Consider the following 19,098-nt stretch of genomic DNA (forward strand, 5'->3'; position numbering starts at 1 on the left):
CTCCTTTCTTTTGTATATGATAGAATAAGAATGTGGAGAAAACCGTTGAATCAAGGCACTCCAATCCCCGTTACTCGATGTAGGGAGTTGGTTGCAGGAAACGTTGCAACCGTAAAACATCGAGCGTACATCCGTCTGTTGTGCGTGGAAGTCAAGTACTGCCTACAGACATGCCGAGCCACTCGGTAGCGATATAGGCATGACCTATGTCGTTGGGTAGTCGTCAACCTGCCCCTGATGCAACCCCAAGTCAAGGAAGGAGGACGAAGTCCGTTCGCACTTCTGGGGAGTTGCAAGCCTCCGCTTCAAGCGTTAGCTAAGTGGGGGTAGTTGACATGTGCTCCACCCCATTTCAAAATCCGAATTTTGTTTCTAATGTGAAAGGTTCAATATATAGCGGATCATTTGGATCGCGATGGTCTTCGTCTTGCACCGATAAGCGAATCGTAACGACGCCACTTTTACATACGTTTTGTTGTTCTCGCATGCATTCGTATTGAAATTCAGACTGTTCGGGAACGATACGTAAATTGGATGGCGTGACTTGCTTCCCATTTATGAATAACGTCCCATTCGTTTTATCTATCATGATTTGTAACGTTTGATCTGCTTGTTCTTTCTCTTCGACGAGCCCTGTACTCGTATCAATTTCTTTTTTCATTCGATTGATGAATGTGAGCGTATAGTCGTTTGATTCATCCTTCTTTAAGCCGTCTGGCGCAAGTGCGTATAGTTCGTTAAACATAGTCGCGACAAGCACATCTGCTTCACTTCGTAGCTGATTTTCAATACCGATTCGTTTATACGCTTTCGTCCCTGTTGTAAATACGCCATACGCGGAAGCAGCAATAAGTGATGTGATCGCTAACCCAACAAGCAATTCAATAAGCGTCAGTCCACGTTCGTTAGCGAATACTTTCATTGGCGATCACCCCTTTTAAGACGATCACTTCGTTATTTGAACGGACGGTGACATATAAACGAAGTAAGTAGTTGCTGACGTCTTCGGCCATCTCTTTCTCTTGTTGGATCGTTCGTTTTAATTCGTCAGGAAATTCGTTTGGCGGGTTCGTTTTGATTTCTGACCATATAGCTTGATCGTACGGAATAATCCAAGCTTGTACGTCCTCTTCATCGTATGTGACGTTGTTTACTGTCGGTGAAAAAACGGCTTTACATACAGTTTCGTCCGGGAATATGGATGTATTTGAACATGATGAAGCATCTAAACGAATAAAAGGTGTTTGTTGCGTCACGTGATCGTTTATATATGTCGCAATTGTTTGAAAATCGAGACGTGCCATATAATGAACGACCCCACGTGCGATATTGACGGCTACCGTTTTCGATTGATTATATGATGTGTATGTCATCGCGTTTGTAAAAAACATAAACATGCCACCCATAACGAATGATAAAATAACAATGGATAATAACACTTCAATTAACGTAAATCCACGTTCATTATAAAAAATATTTATTTTCTTTTGACACATTTTCCTTCCCCTTCTTTTAAAATACATAACTTTATTATACAATATGTTAGAGTTAGGTGTTGTATCATTTGTGAATGGGGGGAACGATTTGCCATATTTATTTTTCGCTATCTTTTTTCTTATATTAATCCCCATCTATATGCGGCTGCCTTTTGGGTGGACAAAAAAAGGAGTAGCTCTTTTATTAGCGGTCGCTTGTTTATTAAGCATGTTTGCGATGATTGCGATCGAGCAATTTCCACTTTGGCAAGCCTCATTATTCCTTTTTCTTTTAGTCATTGCAAGCACATATTTACTTGAACGAAAGCTCGGTCATTTATTTTATGCGCGCATATATGAACATGATTTAATTGTTGAAGGCGACGAAAAAGACGAACGAAAAGACGAACTACCGTCTGCTATAGAAGAGGTGGTGGAGCAACAAAATGAGGAGATTCGACAAGAAGAAATCGAAAACGTCGATGAGGAATGGTTTCAAAGGGAATGGCCTGAAGAAATTGAACAACAAACCTCTATTGAACCGCTCCGTGAAAATGACTTTGATCATATGATTGAGCCGATAGAAAGTGTAGATGACGTCATTGAGCCGTTACATATGGTAGACAGTGACGATACAAGTGTAAACGAAACAACCGAAGACGTGGCAGAACAACAGTGGCTTGATTTGCTCAGTGAAGAAAATATGGAGATTATACATGATCAAAATGAAATGAAGGAAGAAAAAGATAGTCAGCTGCTCGACATCGAAACGATTGCTGTCATCGAAGAAACGAGCGAGCATGTGAGCGATGAATGGTATAACATCGAGCCGATTGTAGAAGACGATGATATACATACGGAAGCGAGTGCTGATATGGTAGAAGAACAAGAAAGTATTCAAAGCGTTGAGGAAGCAGTAGAGCAAGTGAGCGAAGAAGAACAAGGAACGGCCGATGATGAATGTGTAACAGTAGAAGAAAACAATGAAGAGGTGCATATGCTCCCGAGACCATTCATGAAAAATTTACTCGCTTCTTTATACGCGATGCGTCCGATGATGTCGGGCGAGCAATACGAGCAGTTCATTTTTAAGCACTTGCATCCTCAATTGCATGAACAAGATTATTATACGTTTGCGAATGTGTTAATCGAACATTATGTTGCTTCAAAACAATATGAAAAACTATATCATTTTGCTAAACAATTGTATGGGCAATATGAGCCTTATCCAATCATTCAACAACAATTAGCACATATGATTCATTACGCTGAACAAAAAATGGGGTGGAAAAAATGAAAAGTAGTACACAAGTTATTGGTCTTCCAGTCATTAGCATTCAAAATGGTGTTCAACTTGGGCAAGTGAAATCGCTCGTGGTAAACCCAGAAAAAGGAACTGTTGACTTTTTTATTGTTGATCAAGAAAATTGGGAAATTAGTATGAAAGCGATTCCGTTTCGCCATATCATTGGGATTGGTGAATTTGCGGTAACAGTAGAGGAAGAAAAAGCTGTTCTTGATTTAAACGTCATTCCGATTGCAAACGAGCTTGTCAACAAAAAAATTACGATTAAACAAGCGAAAGTAATGACGAGAAAAGGACAATTGCTTGGGGAGGCAACAGAGTTTTATATCGATGAAGAAACAGGGAAAATTACAGGCATTGAAGTACAAATCGGATCAGATGTTCGTATCGTTCGTGCCGATCACGTCATTACATATGGAAAAGAGTTGTTAATTGTTTATGAACATGCGCAACAAGAACTCGTCTCCAATGTTGACGCGTTATTGTCGCTAAAAGGAACACAAGTCGAGCCGCTCATTGAACAAATTCTTCCAGAAACGGTAGGGAACGAGCTAGATGAATTGCGTCAAAAACAAATTGAGATGTTAACAGGAAAACGATTATTAAAAGATATTGTTGATGCAAACGGTCAAGTGTTGCTTCCAAAAGATACGGTGTTGACGAAAGAACATGTGATTCGCGCGCAAGAAGAAGGGCCAGAGGTTGTGATTGAGCTGTCGATGAATGTCGAGTAAGGAGGCGTACGTCATGCGCCAAAACGTTTCATTCAAGCTTTTTTTTACGTTAGTCATTACTGTTTCATATTTGCTTGCGAGCACAAAAGTGGCGACGTGGGCGTACGAGTCGTTTGTTGGCGGGGATAAATTTGCTGAAGGGACGATGATTGGTCCGATCGATGTATCGAATCGTTCGGCTGATGAGGCGTATAAACAAGTGAACGAAAAAGTGAACGAGTGGAAGCAATCAGCAACGATGACGCTCGTACTCGAAGGGAAAGAAGCGACGCTGCAAACGAATGCGTTTACGTTTCATATCGAGGAGAGCATGAAACAGGCGGTAAGCGGAAAAACTACCCCTCTTCTCGTATCTGTTGATCATGAAGCGTTACAACAGGCGATCACTTCCATCGGCGCATTAGGCGATTGGATGGATGTTGAAAAAGTAAAAGCTCAGTTAGAACATGAGGCTGCTTCCCTTACATCTGCTCGCTTATCGCTTAGTCAATACGTTCGCGAGGACATGCAACAACAAACGATATTGTCGCAAGTCGTTATTCCTTTATATGACGAGCTTCATGTCATGTCACAAACAACCATTGTCGTTGAGCCAAAACAAATGTTTTCTGTTCTTGATTTTTTTAAAAGGCAAGGCATAAGTTTATCTAAAGAGGCGATGACGCAATTTGCCTCCGCATTATACGAGGCGATTGTACCGACAAATTTTGAAGTGATCGAGCGACATACAAGCGTGACGTTGCACAATGGGGTAAAGGCAGGGTTTGAAGCGGCTGTTGAACAAAATAAAAAAGACTTTATATTTTTTAACCCGAATGATCAATCGTATACGATCGAAGTAAGAGCGGAAGATGGACAAATGAAAGTTGCCTTAGTGGGCATTCCGTTTATTTACCAATATGCAGTAAAAACAGATCCAATTGAATATTATGATCCGAAAACGATTGTGCAATATAGTGCGCTGCTGAAGCCAAACGAAAAACGAATAAAAGAAGAGGGAAAAAAAGGAATGCTCATTCGTTTACATAAAGAAGTGTACGACCGAAATGGGTCGTTCATCGAGAAGGTGCTCGTTTCGGAAGATTTTTATCCGCCTGTTCATCGCGTTGAGTTGCGCGGATTGCAATCGGGGGGAGATAACGGTATACCGAATGACACCCCTTCAACACAGTCGCCACAACAAGATGACGTTTGGGGAAATGAAAATGAGCAAATAAAAGGAAATGAGGATGATGCCTCATGAAAAAGCAAGAACGAAAACGATTAGGTGATTTGTTAATTGAAGCGGGCCTTATTACGAAAGAACAGCTTGAAGAGACGTTAAAGGAAAAAGCGCCGGGGCAAAAGCTAGGCGATGCGTTATTACAAAGAGGATATATTACAGAGCAACAACTCATTGAAGTGTTAGAATTTCAACTTGGCATTCCGCATGTTAGTTTATATCGTTATCCGATCGATCCGAAGTTGACGAATCTCGTATCAAAAGAATTTGCGAAACGAAATATGCTTATTCCTTTAAAGCAAGAAGGGGATCGGCTATTTGTTGCAATGGCAGATCCAATGGACTTTTTTGCGATTGATGATTTGCGTTTATCGACGGGCTTTCATATTGAAGTAGCTATTGCATCAAAAGATGATATTTTACGGGCAATTAATAAATATTACGACATTGATGATTCGGTGGAAGAATTTTTAAACATCGCTCCTGCGCAAGAGGTGCGCGAACAAGAGAAACTTGTGGAAGATGACTCGCCGATTGTTCGACTCGTCAATCAAATTTTACAAATGGCAGTAGAACAGCGGGCGAGCGATATTCATATTGACCCCCAGGAAACAAAAGTCGTCATTCGTTATCGCATCGACGGCATTTTGCGCACAGAGCGGGCTTTGCCTAAGCATATGCAAGGGATGTTAACGGCGCGTATTAAAATTTTAGCGAATATGGATATAACAGAGCATCGTGTTCCACAAGATGGACGTATTAAAATGAACATCGATTTTCACCCGGTCGACTTGCGCGTATCGACGTTGCCGACCATTTACGGTGAAAAAATCGTTATGCGCGTGCTTGACTTAGGGGCGGCGTTAAACGACTTAAACAAACTTGGATTTAATAAATTGAATTTACAACGGTTTATTCAACTGATCGAACAACCAACGGGCATCGTGTTAATTACAGGACCGACCGGTTCAGGAAAATCGTCGACGCTTTATGCAGCATTAAACCGATTAAATGGGGAACATGTGAATATCATTACAATTGAAGACCCTGTCGAATATCAGCTTGAAGGAGTAAACCAAATTCAAGTAAATCCGAATGTTGGGATGACATTTGCTGAAGGGCTGCGCTCCATTTTGCGCCAAGATCCAAACATCATTATGGTTGGAGAAATTCGCGATCGTGAAACAGCGGAAGTAGCGATTCGTGCCTCTTTAACAGGGCATCTTGTGTTAAGTACGCTGCATACGAATGATGCATTAAGCACTGTTGCTCGTTTAATTGATATGGGAGTCGAGCCGTTTTTAGTTGCTACATCGCTTTCAGGAGTCGTTTCGCAACGTCTCGTGCGTCGCGTTTGTCGCGATTGTCAAGAAGAGCACGAACCGACGAAGCGGGAAATCGACATTTTCGCGCGCCGCGGTTTGAAAATTGAAAAAGTGATGCGCGGTCGTGGCTGCCCGACATGCAATATGACAGGGTATAGAGGACGTATTGCGCTACATGAATTAATGGTCATGTCTGATGAAATGAGAAAAGTCATTTTAAATGGCGAGCCGCTTTCGAAACTGCGCGAAATTGCGATAAAAAATAAAATGATTTTTTTAATTGATGACGGCTTATTAAAAGTGAAACAAGGGCTCACGACAACAGAAGAAGTGTTGCGTGTAAGCATTGGATAAGGTGATGAACATGAAACAAAAAGTAGATGCGATGTTACGTGCCGCATTTGAGCTAAAAGCATCAGATATTCATTTAACGGTCGGCGTTCCCCCGATTTTTCGCGTGAACGGAGATTTAAAGCGATACGGTCAAGAGGTGTTATCGCCAACCGATACGGAACAAATGGCAAAAGCGATCGTTCCGGAGCATATGTGGCCGCGTTTTGAAAAAGACGGGGAGTTAGACTTGTCATATAGCCTATCAGGTGTTTCTCGTTTTCGTGTAAATGTGTTTAAACAGCGTGGATGCATATCGCTCGCCATTCGTACCATACCGACAAAAATTCCGACGCTTGAAGAATTGCAATTGCCAGATGTATTGAAAAAGTTAGTGACAAAACCACAAGGTCTTATTCTTGTTACCGGGCCGACAGGAAGCGGAAAATCGACGACGTTAGCGGCAATGATCGATTATATGAATAAAACGATGCGCAAACATATTATTACGCTTGAAGATCCGATTGAATACGTGCATAAGCATGGAGGGTGTATTATTGACCAGCGTGAAGTCGGGACGGATACAAACAACTTCGCAAACGGACTTCGGGCAGCGCTTCGGCAAGATCCAGACGTCATTTTAGTTGGAGAGATGCGCGATTTAGAAACGATTCAAACGGCTATTACCGCCGCAGAAACAGGGCATCTCGTATTCGGGACGCTGCATACGTCCAGCGCACCAGCGACAATTGATCGCATCATTGATGTGTTTCAACCTGAACAACAAACACAAATTCGCATTCAATTGGCAACCGTTTTAGTTGCAATTATTTCACAACGATTATTTCCACGCGCTCAAAAAAACGGGCGCATCGCAGCAACAGAAATATTAATGAACAATGCAGCGATTGCGAATTTAATTCGCAACGGAAAAATTCATCAAATTCCGACTGTTATGCAAACGAGCCGCGCGCTCGGCATGCATACGCTTGAAGCAAACATTAAAGAGCTTGTGCAGCAAGGGCTCATCGCAAAAGAATCGGTTGAGCCGTATTTGCAGGAAGGATGAGATAGATGGCGCAATTTCGTTATGAAGCACGCGATGTGCATGGGCGAGTGAAAAAAGGTACGATCATGGCTTCTTCGCGTCGGGATGTCATGATGAAATTGCGGGAGCAACGATTAAAAGTCATTGACGTACGCGAAGTACCACAGACGTTATTAACAAAAGAAATTACGTTTGGAAATCCTGTGAAGTTGCAGCATTTCGTCATTTATTTACGCCAATTTTCCACGTTGTTAAAAGCAGGGGTAACGATCGTTGACGCCACTCGCATTTTAGCGGAGCAAACAGAAAGTAAAGCGTTGAAAAAAGCGCTCGTGCATATTGAGGAGCAATTAAGAAGCGGTCAACCGTTATCTACGGCAATGATAGATCATCCGAACATTTTTCCTTCGCTCGTCGTCAATATGATTCGTGCGGGAGAAGCAAGCGGAAGCATTGACGAAACGCTTGAAAGGCTTGCCGATCATTTTGAAAAAGTACATCGCACAAGACAAAAAATTGTTTCTGCTCTAGCATACCCGATCGTTGTTGGAATCATTGCTGTCATCGTTGTCATCTTTTTGCTCGTGAGCGTCGTCCCGACATTCGTTTCAATGTTTGCTGATTTTGGCGCAGAATTGCCGGCCATTACGAAGTTTGTTTTACGTGCAAGCAAAGTGATGCAAACGTATTGGTGGGGCGTTATTTTGTTGTTTATCGCTTTATATATGTCATTCATTTTGTTAAAAAGACAAAAAGTAACGAAATATTATTTAGACGTTTTCGTGCTTCGTATGCCAATTTTCGGTGGGATGATGCAAAAAGCGGTGCTTGCCCGCATGACGCGCACATTAAGTTCCCTTTTTTCAAGCGCTGTCCCGATTTTACAGGCGCTTGCGATCGTTGAAACGGTCGTTGAAAACGAAGTCGTTGCCCGCGTCATTCGTACATCGCGTGATGCGCTTGAACGCGGGGAATCGTTAACAGAGCCGATGAAGCGACATTGGGCATTTCCGCCACTTGTTACACAAATGATTGCGATCGGAGAACAAACCGGTTCACTAGATGCGATGCTTGCAAAAGTTGCTGATTTTTACGAAGCGGAAGTCGAAGCGGCGACCGACCGTTTAAAATCGCTCATTGAGCCGCTCATGATCGTATTGCTGGCCGGTATTGTCGGGACGATTGTCACATCGATTTTAGTGCCGATGTTTGATATATTTAACCATATTCAACAATAAAACTAGTACTTTTCAACTAGGTTGTTAATGTTGTAAAATGATGAAAGAAAACAAAAAAATGCAAAGGAGAGGAATTATGTTAAAAAAATTCATTCGCAATGAAAAAGGTTTAACGTTAATTGAGCTGTTGGCTGTCATCGTTATTTTAGGGATTATTGCTGCCATTGCGGTTCCGAGCATTGGGGGATTAATCGACAACTCGAAAAAAGACGCTCATGTAGCAAACGCACAACAAATGATTAACGCGGCGAAAATTGCTGTGACGGCGGATAAAAGCCTTTTACCAGCTGAAGGAAAAGCAAAGGTTGTTTCACTTAAATACTTGGAAGATAATGGATATTTAGAGGAAGTTAAGGATCCAGACAAAACAACAAACGGATACGTGAAAAATGTACCAAACTATAGTGGTACTGCAGATCCACAAGTATCAGGCGACTTAAATGTAGATGGGCAAGGAAAAGTTGATCAACAACCATCTTCTGGTTCTTATGTTGTTATAGTAAATAAAAATAACAAGTTTTCATATCAAGTAAAATTAGTGAACAACAATCGTGGTGTTAAAGATAGTAACGGTAAAGCAGTAAAGGAAGAAGATTTAAAACGTAATGCAGTAAACGAAATTCAGTAACAGAATAATGAACAGAATAATGAACAGGATAATGATTAATAAATAAACAAATTTTAATTTACAATTAGAGTGATCGCATATGTTGTTTTTTATTTCCTTCCTCCTTGGTCTTTTTCTTGGCTCATTTTATAATGTTGTCGGGCTAAGGGTGCCAAGAGGGGAGTCGATTGTTGCGCCGCGTTCGCATTGTCCACATTGTAAGCGGACGTTGACGGCGTTAGAGTTAATTCCAGTTGTTTCGTATGTGTTGCAAAGAGGGAAATGCCGCGCATGTTCAGCGCGCATTTCCTTTGTTTATCCGTTGATTGAGCTGTCCACGGCGATATTGTTTGCGCTCGCCCCGCTTTTTGTCGGTTGGTCAGCGGAAGTAGCCGTTAGTTGGACGCTCATTTCTTTATTCGTTATTATTTTTGTGTCTGATGTGCATTATATGATTATCCCAAACCGTGTTTTATTATTTTTCACTCCACTTCTTTTTGTTGAACGTTTATGGATTGCCCCCCTTACTCCTTGGTGGGATAGTTTGCTCGGTAGTGTTGTTGGATTTATGATATTGTTTGTGATAGCGCTTATGAGTAAAGGCGGCATGGGCGGTGGAGATATTAAATTATTTGCGTTAATTGGTTTGGCGCTTGGCGTAAAGCTTACCGTTTTAGCGTTCTTTTTATCGACGCTCGTCGGGACGATATTCGGACTGATTGGTATGGCAATTGGCCGTGTGAAACGAGGCGAACCGATGCCGTTCGGGCCAGCGATCGTCGTTGGGACGTTAATCGCTTATTTTTTCGGGGATACGATCATCGATGCATACGTAAAGGTTATGATGTAAGGAGAACGAACTATGCGGCTTTTTTCGTTGAAACATAAAGTGGGCAACATTGTTATAAAAGATCACGTCATTCGCTATGTCGAGTTAAAACAACAGCAACCGCTCGTTTTGCATACGTGCGAGGAATGGCCACTTCCAGAAGGAATTGTGCGAGATGGGAAAATTGTCGATGAAGAACAGCTCGCTCATATTATGGAGCAATGTGTCGATACGTGGAAGATGAAACATCGCCGCATTCGTTTTCTCGTTCCTGATCCGCTGATCGTTATTCGGAAAGTTTCGTTGCCGAAAGAAATCGATGTAGAAGATATACGTAGCTATTTATTTATGGAAATTGGTTCAACCATCCCCCTTCCGTTTGAAGATGCGGTATTTGACTATGCCTTGCTTGAAAAAACGAAAGAGGCGCTTCATGTTTTATTGTTTGCCGCACCGGAAGCGAACGTGATGCAATATGCGCAATTGTTTGAGGAAGTGAAATTAAAACCGATCGTGGCAGATATTTCTCCGCTTAGCTTATATCGCTTATTTTACACATTTCATTTAGCGAACGATGTTGACCACTTTTTATTCGTTCAATTTGATTTATCGTCGTTGAACGTCAGCGTATTTTATCAACATCGTCCTATATTCACGCGCCAGTTAGCGTTTGATGCTCAATGGACGTATTGGGAAAAAACGAATGAAGGATGGAAGTGGTTAAAAGAAGGGGAACCAGAGCGACAGCTTGAAGACGTATATAAAGAGCTTGAGCGCGTCATGAACTTTTATCGTTTTTCGCTGCAGCAAGGCAAAGCGCAAATTACACGGGTTATCATCACCGGCGACCATCCGCTCGTTCATACGTTTTCCCATTTGTTACAAGAGCGTCTTGATCTTACGGTCGAAACGTTGACGTTGCCACTTTCGGTCGACCCAGCTTATTATTTACCAATTGGACTCGGACTAAAAGAGGGTAGTGCACATGCTAGTCGAAATTAACTTATTGCCGAAACGTGAAAAAAAATCCCGACTTATCCCACTTTTATCCATTGTGGCGGCTGTTTTATTCATCGTTAGTGCGACGACGTTTTATTTCGTCGTACAGCGCATGGAACAACAAATCGCCCAATTAAAAACGGAGCTTGATCAAATAAAAGCGCTGCGAATCGCAGAGGAAGAAAAACAAAAAACAGCTGCGAACACATCTGTCGGAGTCCAGTTACAAGAAGCGATTCAATGGGCGGAGCAATATCCGATTCATACGGTCGCGCTTTTACATGAATTGATTGAACGATTGCCAGAACGAGGGTTTTTCATGAACGTTTCGTACGCGCGAGATGGCGCCATTCAAATGACCGCTCAATTTGATACAACACGTGAAAGCGCCGCATATTTACAATCACTAAAAGACGCATCGTTTATCGCAGACGTGAAACTGACGAGTTTAACGGCATCAGAAGGGAATGCGGAAGAAGGAATCATGCCGCGGTACATTGGACAATTTTCTATTCAGCTAAATATGGAGGAATGGAAAAAACAGCAACAAGGAGGGGAAAAATGAGAAAAGGATTTATTGCGACGGTCTCCCTCTTGTTGCTTTCGCTACTATCATTTGCGTTATATATATATGTGTACAAACCGCTCGATGACCGAAAAGAACAACTGGAAACAGAATTGCAGACGGAAAAAAAGTTGCTGCAAACGTTACAAAGCAAACAACCGTCAGACGATTTGCGTGTTAGTCTTGTCGAGTTACAAAAACGCGTTCCTGTTCAACCGTTTGTCGAACAATTTTTATTAGATATTGAAAAAGCGGAAGTCGTATCAAATAGTGAGGTATTGTCGCTCACATTTCAGGAAGGAGAAAACGTTGAAGGGCCTCCTACTCCGATTCAAAAGTTGACGGTCAATGTATCTGTTCGTTCTCCTTCTTATTTTGCGCTCGAACAATTTATTGATGTGTTGGAGAGATCGAAGCGCATCGTGTCAGTCGATTCACTATCGTTTACAGGATATGAAGAATGGACGACGGTGATGGATGAAGTACCGGAACTGTCTTATTCCCTTACGGTTTCAACGTTTTATGCGCCAGAGTTGCGCCAATGGATTGAGCAATTGCCACCGATTGATTTACCGCAACCGAGCGAAAAGCGCAATCCGTTTCCTTCATTAACGGAGCAATAAAGGAGTCGGTCGGATGCAAAATGAGCGCGGAATGACGTTAATCGAACTGTTAGCCGTCATTGTTATTTTAAGTATTTTAGTCATGATAGCGACTATTTCTGTTGTTGAAGTGATTAAAAAGTCACGGGATCGAGCGTTTGTTGCGACAGCGTATTCCTTATATGAAGCGGCACGACTTCACGTTGGTGCGCAGAAAGTAGAGTTTTTCACGCCGAATGAAAGTGAGATATTAACGTACGAACAGTTAGTTGACGATGGCGTTCTTGAGAGAATCATGGATCCGTACACATCGAAACGGTTGCCGCCAAATGATGACTCATATGTTATTGTAACGAAACAACATGACGGTACGATTGCATATGCGGTTTGTTTAAAAGGGGAAACGAAGCAAATTTGTAAAGATAACGGAGTCCCTGTCGATCAGTTGTCGATAAATGACATTCAAGATCGGTAGTGCGAAATTTGACGAAAACCTTCCGCGGCGAGACGACAAATGTCTCGTTTTTTTTTTCTTTTTTTATGTTACGATGACCGAAGAATGACAGCGGGAGGGAGAAAAGTTGGACAAGCCAGCGAAAAAAGCAATTGTGATTAAAGTGAATGGGAAAGAACAAACGTATACGACAGCGACGAACGTATTGCCGCAATGGCCAAGTGACGAGAGCGATGAACGACATGAAAAACAAAATGATTCGATCCAATTTGAAACGGATAGTAAACGATATAAAAAACGATCACCTTGGCGTTCGTTTTTGCTAGCGATCGTTTTAGCGGTCGTTCTTGGGACAAGCTTCGGTTTATTTGTATTAACGATCATTCCGACAACTGAAACTCCTTCGACCGCCACATTGCAGCAAGAACAAAAGGAAGAAGAGCCAATGATGAAACCGACAGAAACCGTTTTTGTCGTTCAAGGTGGGGTGTTTCAAGATACGGAAGCGGCGAAAGCGTACGCGCAAAAAATAAAAGGGCAACATCGTCCAAGCGTCATGGTAGGAAAACAACCGATTTACGTTTTTTTAGGCATGGCATTAACGAAAGAGGAGGCAAAGAAAATCGCGAGCTTATACGAATCGCTCGGAATTGACACATACGTAAAAGCATGGAACGTATCGGTGGACGAAAAAGAAAATGAGCCGTTTATGACGATCGTTTCCGCGATTAGTTTATTGTTGGGTGGGCAACAACTTTCCAATGAACAATGGAATGAGTTACAGTCGTATTCGTTTCATGATGAACAGATGAAAAAAGCGTATGAAGCACTTTTAGATTTTCGTCAAACAAACGATCAATCACAATTATGGATTGCACAACAACATTTATTAAATGTTTTACAATAAGAAGCGCACAGCTTCTTTTTTTCTTTGTCGAACCATTGTACATTGTGTATAAATTTGGTACGATACAAGTGTATCTTCCTTGAAACAAACGCTCATGACAGAAAGGTGATGACGATGCAACTTGTGTTAGCTTCTAGTTCTCCTCGTCGAAAACAACTTCTTCGTATGCTGGGACTTCCGTTTGACATCCTCGTCGGCGATGTCGATGAATCATTTGATGCCGCTTTATCCCCAAGTGAAATTGTGAAGCAGCTCGCACATAAAAAAGCAAATGCGGTGTGGCAGCAAAAAAAAGACGCGTGCGTCATCGGTGCTGATACGATCGTTGTGAGTGAAGGAGAGGTGCTTGGGAAGCCGACGGGCGAACAAGACGCCTTTCGGATGTTAAAACGTTTATCTGGAACAACACATGAAGTATGGACAGGTGTCGCCATTTGTGCTGAAAAAGAGTGCGTCACTTTTGCAGAAAAAACGGACGTTACGTTTTGGCCGCTTACAGATGAAGACATTTGGGCGTATATTGCGACAAAGGAACCGCTCGATAAAGCGGGCGCGTACGGCATTCAAGAACGGGGGGCGCTTTTTGTAAAAAAAATTGACGGCGACTATTTTTCCGTTGTTGGTTTGCCGATTGCAAGGCTCGCTCGCGAATTAAAAAAATTCGGATTTTATCCATTTCGTTAAAAAAGATTAAAATATAGGGGGGAACGTATGCTTATTCGTCATGTTCCGCCCGATGAACGCCCGCGTGAACGTTTGCTTTCTGAAGGACCGCAAAGTTTATCCAATCAAGAATTGTTAGCCATTTTGCTTCGCACGGGGACGAAACAATATTCCGTTCTTACGCTTGCACAACATTTACTTACCCATTTTGAAGGACTTCGTCAGTTAAAAGATGCAACGATTGAAGAAATGACAAGCATTAAAGGGATCGGAAAAACAAAAGCGATCCAAATTATTGCAGCGCTTGAGCTTGGCCGACGCGTGCATCAAATTCAATATGATGATCGTTACGTCATTCGTTCTCCGGAAGATGGTGCACGTTACGTCATGGAAGATATGCGTTTTTTAAGCCAAGAACATTTCGTTGTGTTATATTTAAATACGAAAAATCAAGTGATGCATAAAAAGACAGTATTTATCGGCAGTCTAAATGCATCGATCGTCCATCCGCGCGAAGTGTATAAAGAAGCGATTAAACGTTCGGCTGCTTCCATCATTTGTATTCACAATCATCCGTCAGGGGACCCGACGCCGAGCCGCGAAGATATTGAAGTGACGCGCAGGCTCGCAGAATGCGGCCGTCTCGTTGGTATTGAGCTGCTTGACCATTTAATTATTGGTGATAAAACATATGTGAGTTTAAAGGAAAAAGGATATGTGTAAATCATTCTCTTTTCATTGTAATTGCGTTATAATAAATGTCATGAGTTTTTGAAAGCATTTTGTTTCAGAAAGGAAGATACGAACATGTTTGGAATTGGATCAAGAGATCTCGGAATAGATTTAGGCACTGCCAATACGCTTGTATATGTCAAAGGAAAAGGAATCGTTTTGCGCGAGCCTTCTGTCGTTGCGCTACAAAAAGATACGAAACAAATTGTTGCGGTTGGGAATGAAGCGAAACAAATGATCGGACGTACGCCAGGAAACGTTGTGGCGCTTCGTCCGATGAAAGATGGAGTGATCGCTGATTACGAAACGACAGCCATTATGATGAAGTACTACATTAAGCAAGCGACGAAAAATAACGGATTGTTTGCTGGAAAGCCATACGTGATGGTGTGCGTGCCATCAGGTATTACGGCAGTCGAGGAGCGTGCTGTCATTGACGCAACGAGACAAGCAGGGGCTCGCGACGCTTATACGATCGAAGAACCGTTTGCGGCGGCAATTGGTGCGAATTTGCCTGTATGGGAGCCAACAGGAAGCATGGTTGTCGATATCGGGGGTGGCACAACGGAAGTCGCTGTCATTTCTTTAGGCGGCATCGTTACGAGCCAGTCGATTCGTGTCGCAGGTGATGAAATGGATGAAGCAATTATTCAATATATTCGCAAAACGTACAATTTAATGATTGGGGAGCGCACAGCGGAAGCGATTAAAGTCGAAATTGGTTCGGCAGGCAATCCGGAAGGGATCGGAAGCATGGAAATTCGCGGTCGAGACTTATTAACAGGCTTACCAAAAACGATTGAAATTCATGCAGAAGAAATCGCTGAAGCGTTGCGCGATACGGTATACGCCATTGTTGATTCCGTAAAAAATACGCTTGAAAAAACGCCGCCAGAACTTGCTGCAGATATTATGGATCGTGGCATTGTGTTAACGGGTGGAGGAGCGTTATTACGCAATTTAGATAAAGTCATTAGCCAAGAAACGAATATGCCAGTTATTATTGCTGAAAATCCGCTCGACTGCGTCGCGATCGGTACAGGAAAAGCACTCGACCATATTCATTTATTTAAAAATAAAGCGCGAGACCATCGCTAATGCATAAGAAGGTGTCGTTATGCCGAAATTTTTCTTAAATAAGCGGCTAATTATATTGCTTGTTAGCATCATGGTACTCGTGGCTCTCATTGGTTTTTCGTTAAAAGAACGGAATGAATTAACTTGGATGGAAAAATTCGTAAAAGACACCGTTGTTTTTATGCAATCTATCGTGCACAAGCCCGCACAGCTCGTTGCGGGCTTCTTTGAAAATGTGAACGATTTGCGCCATACATATGAAGAAAACAAGCAGTTAAAAGCGCACTTAGAGCAATACGTTCTTTTGCAATCCGAGGTGGAATCGCTCAAAAAAGAAAATGAACGTTTGCGTGAGCTGCTTGATAAAAAAGAAAGTTTACGCGATTTTGTCGCCATTCAAGCGACGGTGATCGGGCGCAATCCAGATCGTTGGGAAGAAACGTTAATTGTAAATAAAGGATCTCAACACGGTGTGAAAAAAGATATGGCGGTCATTACGCCTCAAGGACTCATTGGTAAAGTGCGCAGCGTTTCACCATTTAGCGCAACGGTGCAACTTCTTAGCGCAAACGATCGGCAAAATCGCATCTCTGCATTTATTCAAGGAGATGAAAACGTATTCGGTTTAATCGAAGGATACGATGAAGAACGAGAAGCATTGCTGCTGAAACGTATTCCATATGATGCGAAAATAAACGAAGGACAGCGTGTATTTACATCAGGACTTGGCGGGATTTTTCCAAAAGGACTATTTATCGGAGAAGTGGAAGAAGTCGTTGCGGATGAGTACGGGCTTACACAAATTGCCTATATCAAGCCAGCAGCGAATTTTTATGATATTGATGATGTGATGATCGTGAAACGAAAAATTGAAATGTCGCAAGAGGAGGAAGGGCAATGAGACGTTTGCTTCTCCCTTCCTTTGTGACCGTTATGTTTTTATTGGAAAGCATTATCGTACAACTTTTCCCTGATCCGTTATTCGATGTTTATTTGCTCGTTCCGCGCATTTTGCTTATTTTGATCGTGTTTATTACGATTTTTATTGGACAAACAGAAGGAATGACGTATGGATTTATTTTTGGTCTGTTATATGATGTTGCATATACAGAACTATTAGGCGCTTATGCGTTCGCCTTTTCGCTTGTCGCTTATTTAATTGCGAAAGCGATAAACATTTTTCACAAAAATGCATGGACAGCCTCCTTTTTTGCGATTGTTGCCATTGCATGCGTCGAATGGTACGCATATGCCATTCAACTCGTTATTAGTGGGACGACGATGCCTGTTCAAACGTTTTTGCAGTCGCGCTTTTTGCCAACGCTATTTATTCATACAATTGTTATTTTAATCGTCGCTTATCCGTTAAAGCAAATGCTGCTTAAGTGGTATGAGAAGCAGGACGAATCGTCGCGAGTATGAAGGAATACAAGAAAAATCCGGAGAACTATTCATTGAGGTGAAAGTCGTGGCTGGCAAGGAGAAAAGACCATATGTGTCAATGAAAGGGACGAAAGAAGGGCTGACGTTGCATCTTGATGATACGTGTGCCTATGACGAATTGTTAAAACAAGTGGATGAATTATTGACGACAACAACACGTGACGAAGAAGGGCCGCTTGTCGCTGTGCACGTTCATGTTGGCAACAGATATTTGACGCGTGAGCAAGAAGAACGATTGCGCGATGTGATTCGAACGAAAAAGCATTTAATTGTCCACTCGATTGTAAGCAACGTCATGACAAAACAAGAAGCGTTAGAATGGAAGAAGAAAAATGAAATTGTATCTGTTGCGAAAATCGTTCGTTCTGGACAAGTGTTACACGTTGACGGGGACTTACTTTTAATCGGTGACGTGAATCCTGGCGGGACGGTTATTGCAACAGGAAATATTTTTATATTAGGAGCATTGCGCGGCATTGCACATGCAGGGTATGAAGGAAACCGTCAAGCTATTATCGCGGCATCAGTGATGAAACCGACACAGTTGCGCATTAGCGATGTGATGAATCGAGCGCCGGACTATCGTAGCGATGAAGGAAATGAAATGGAGTGCGCTTATATTGATGAACATGATCAAATTGTTGTCGATCGACTCCAGCTATTAATGCATTTACGTCCGAATTTAACCCGATCAGAAAGGAGTTTTTGACAGTGGGAGAAGCGATTGTTATTACTTCTGGCAAAGGCGGCGTTGGCAAAACGACAACGACGGCAAATCTCGGAACGGCGCTAGCGTTATTAGGAAAGCGCGTCTGTCTCGTTGACACCGATATCGGTTTGCGCAATCTTGATGTCATTATGGGACTTGAAAATCGCATTATTTACGATCTTGTCGACGTCGTCGAAGGACGTTGCACCATTCAAAAAGCGCTTGTGAAGGACAAACGATTTGAGGATCGTTTATATTTATTGCCAGCTGCCCAAACGAGCGACAAATCGGCTGTTACACCAGAGCAAATGAAACAACTCATTGATGATTTAAGACAAGATTACGATTATATTTTAATTGATTGTCCAGCAGGCATTGAACAAGGATATAAAAATGCCGTTGCAGGAGCTGATGAAGCGATCGTTGTGACGACGCCAGACATTTCAGCTGTGCGCGATGCCGACCGGATTATCGGTCTGCTTGAAAAAGAAGAGCATATGAAACGTCCGCGTTTAGTTATTAACCGCATTCGTAGCCATATGTTAAAAAATCATGATATGTTAGATATTGATGAAATTGTGATGCACTTATCCATTGATTTACTCGGGATTATAGTCGATGACGAACATGTGATTAAAGCGTCAAATAACGGTGAACCGATCGTGCTTGATCCGAACAGTAAAGCGTCTTTAGCATATCGCAACATCGCCCGCCGTCTTCTCGGTGAATCCGTACCCCTTATGTCGCTCGATGATGAAGAACAAAAAGGCTTTTTCTCGAAAATAAAAAAGCTATTTAGCGCGCGTTAGCACTTCCGTTTGGAGGTGCTTTTT

The 19,098-nt window shown here is 42.2% G+C and carries 22 protein-coding genes; 20 read left to right on the top strand and 2 right to left on the bottom strand.

Annotated features, from left to right (window positions below; translation table 11 throughout):
• Nucleotides 1–352: 352 nt before the first annotated feature.
• A complete protein-coding gene (locus LH47_RS04835) occupies nucleotides 353–922 on the bottom strand; it encodes a PulJ/GspJ family protein (RefSeq protein WP_043965191.1) in 570 nt (189 codons plus the stop codon).
• Nucleotides 906–1,496: a prepilin-type N-terminal cleavage/methylation domain-containing protein gene (locus LH47_RS04840; RefSeq protein WP_043965193.1), complete on the bottom strand. Its 591-nt coding sequence runs from the start codon at nucleotides 1,494–1,496 to the stop codon at nucleotides 906–908. The genes LH47_RS04835 and LH47_RS04840 overlap by 17 nt, the downstream gene beginning before the upstream one ends.
• Before the next feature lie 88 nt (nucleotides 1,497–1,584).
• On the opposite strand from LH47_RS04840, the gene LH47_RS04845 reads away from it, so the two are divergent.
• The 20 genes from LH47_RS04845 (at nucleotide 1,585) to minD (ending at nucleotide 19,074) form a co-directional block, all read left to right on the top strand.
• Nucleotides 1,585–2,772 carry a hypothetical protein gene (locus LH47_RS04845; RefSeq protein WP_043965195.1) on the top strand — a complete coding sequence of 396 codons (1,188 nt, stop codon included), beginning with the start codon at nucleotides 1,585–1,587 and terminating at the stop codon, nucleotides 2,770–2,772.
• Nucleotides 2,769–3,515, top strand: a complete 747-nt coding sequence (locus LH47_RS04850) for a PRC-barrel domain-containing protein (RefSeq protein WP_043965197.1) — start codon at nucleotides 2,769–2,771, stop codon at nucleotides 3,513–3,515. Before LH47_RS04845 ends, LH47_RS04850 begins: the two co-directional genes overlap by 4 nt.
• Before the next feature lie 13 nt (nucleotides 3,516–3,528).
• Complete coding sequence (locus LH47_RS04855; protein ID WP_043965199.1) at nucleotides 3,529–4,758, top strand: VanW family protein; 1,230 nt, start codon at nucleotides 3,529–3,531, stop codon at nucleotides 4,756–4,758.
• Nucleotides 4,755–6,416: a GspE/PulE family protein gene (locus LH47_RS04860; protein WP_043965201.1), complete on the top strand. Its 1,662-nt coding sequence runs from the start codon at nucleotides 4,755–4,757 to the stop codon at nucleotides 6,414–6,416. Before LH47_RS04855 ends, LH47_RS04860 begins: the two co-directional genes overlap by 4 nt.
• Nucleotides 6,417–6,426: 10 nt before the next feature.
• Nucleotides 6,427–7,461, top strand: coding sequence for a type IV pilus twitching motility protein PilT (locus LH47_RS04865; protein WP_043965205.1), 1,035 nt, complete (start codon nucleotides 6,427–6,429; stop codon nucleotides 7,459–7,461).
• A 5-nt stretch (nucleotides 7,462–7,466) separates the two neighbouring features.
• Complete coding sequence (locus LH47_RS04870; RefSeq protein WP_043965208.1) at nucleotides 7,467–8,678, top strand: type II secretion system F family protein; 1,212 nt, start codon at nucleotides 7,467–7,469, stop codon at nucleotides 8,676–8,678.
• A 76-nt stretch (nucleotides 8,679–8,754) separates the two neighbouring features.
• On the top strand, nucleotides 8,755–9,306 hold the full coding sequence (locus LH47_RS04875) for a type II secretion system protein (RefSeq protein WP_043965209.1): 552 nt from the start codon (nucleotides 8,755–8,757) through the stop codon (nucleotides 9,304–9,306).
• A gap of 79 nt (nucleotides 9,307–9,385) precedes the next feature.
• Complete coding sequence (locus tag LH47_RS04880; RefSeq protein WP_043965211.1) at nucleotides 9,386–10,135, top strand: prepilin peptidase; 750 nt, start codon at nucleotides 9,386–9,388, stop codon at nucleotides 10,133–10,135.
• A gap of 12 nt (nucleotides 10,136–10,147) precedes the next feature.
• Complete coding sequence (gene pilM / locus LH47_RS04885; protein WP_043965213.1) at nucleotides 10,148–11,116, top strand: type IV pilus biogenesis protein PilM; 969 nt, start codon at nucleotides 10,148–10,150, stop codon at nucleotides 11,114–11,116.
• A complete protein-coding gene (locus LH47_RS04890) occupies nucleotides 11,100–11,678 on the top strand; it encodes a PilN domain-containing protein (RefSeq protein WP_043965216.1) in 579 nt (192 codons plus the stop codon). Before pilM ends, LH47_RS04890 begins: the two co-directional genes overlap by 17 nt.
• On the top strand, nucleotides 11,675–12,301 hold the full coding sequence (gene pilO / locus LH47_RS04895; protein ID WP_043965218.1) for a type 4a pilus biogenesis protein PilO: 627 nt from the start codon (nucleotides 11,675–11,677) through the stop codon (nucleotides 12,299–12,301). Before LH47_RS04890 ends, pilO begins: the two co-directional genes overlap by 4 nt.
• A gap of 13 nt (nucleotides 12,302–12,314) precedes the next feature.
• Nucleotides 12,315–12,755 carry a type II secretion system protein gene (locus LH47_RS04900; protein WP_043965220.1) on the top strand — a complete coding sequence of 147 codons (441 nt, stop codon included), beginning with the start codon at nucleotides 12,315–12,317 and terminating at the stop codon, nucleotides 12,753–12,755.
• 106 nt (nucleotides 12,756–12,861) lie between these two features.
• Complete coding sequence (locus tag LH47_RS04905) at nucleotides 12,862–13,641, top strand: SPOR domain-containing protein (RefSeq protein WP_043965222.1); 780 nt, start codon at nucleotides 12,862–12,864, stop codon at nucleotides 13,639–13,641.
• Between the two features lie 114 nt (nucleotides 13,642–13,755).
• Nucleotides 13,756–14,325: a Maf family protein gene (locus LH47_RS04910; protein ID WP_043965224.1), complete on the top strand. Its 570-nt coding sequence runs from the start codon at nucleotides 13,756–13,758 to the stop codon at nucleotides 14,323–14,325.
• Nucleotides 14,326–14,352: 27 nt separating this feature from the next.
• Nucleotides 14,353–15,027, top strand: coding sequence for a RadC family protein (radC, locus tag LH47_RS04915; RefSeq protein WP_035049165.1), 675 nt, complete (start codon nucleotides 14,353–14,355; stop codon nucleotides 15,025–15,027).
• An 84-nt stretch (nucleotides 15,028–15,111) separates the two neighbouring features.
• On the top strand, nucleotides 15,112–16,134 hold the full coding sequence (locus LH47_RS04920; protein ID WP_043965225.1) for a rod shape-determining protein: 1,023 nt from the start codon (nucleotides 15,112–15,114) through the stop codon (nucleotides 16,132–16,134).
• Nucleotides 16,135–16,153: 19 nt separating this feature from the next.
• Nucleotides 16,154–17,014 carry a rod shape-determining protein MreC gene (gene mreC / locus LH47_RS04925; protein ID WP_043965226.1) on the top strand — a complete coding sequence of 287 codons (861 nt, stop codon included), beginning with the start codon at nucleotides 16,154–16,156 and terminating at the stop codon, nucleotides 17,012–17,014.
• Complete coding sequence (gene mreD / locus LH47_RS04930; protein ID WP_043965228.1) at nucleotides 17,011–17,535, top strand: rod shape-determining protein MreD; 525 nt, start codon at nucleotides 17,011–17,013, stop codon at nucleotides 17,533–17,535. Before mreC ends, mreD begins: the two co-directional genes overlap by 4 nt.
• Nucleotides 17,504–18,265: a septum site-determining protein MinC gene (gene minC, locus LH47_RS04935; RefSeq protein ID WP_043965229.1), complete on the top strand. Its 762-nt coding sequence runs from the start codon at nucleotides 17,504–17,506 to the stop codon at nucleotides 18,263–18,265. Before mreD ends, minC begins: the two co-directional genes overlap by 32 nt.
• A gap of 2 nt (nucleotides 18,266–18,267) precedes the next feature.
• On the top strand, nucleotides 18,268–19,074 hold the full coding sequence (gene minD, locus LH47_RS04940; RefSeq protein ID WP_043965231.1) for a septum site-determining protein MinD: 807 nt from the start codon (nucleotides 18,268–18,270) through the stop codon (nucleotides 19,072–19,074).
• The last annotated feature ends 24 nt before the right edge of the window (nucleotides 19,075–19,098 follow it).

Origin of the sequence: Anoxybacillus thermarum (assembly GCF_000836725.1) — a bacterium.
GTDB lineage: Bacteria > Bacillota > Bacilli > Bacillales > Anoxybacillaceae > Anoxybacillus > Anoxybacillus thermarum.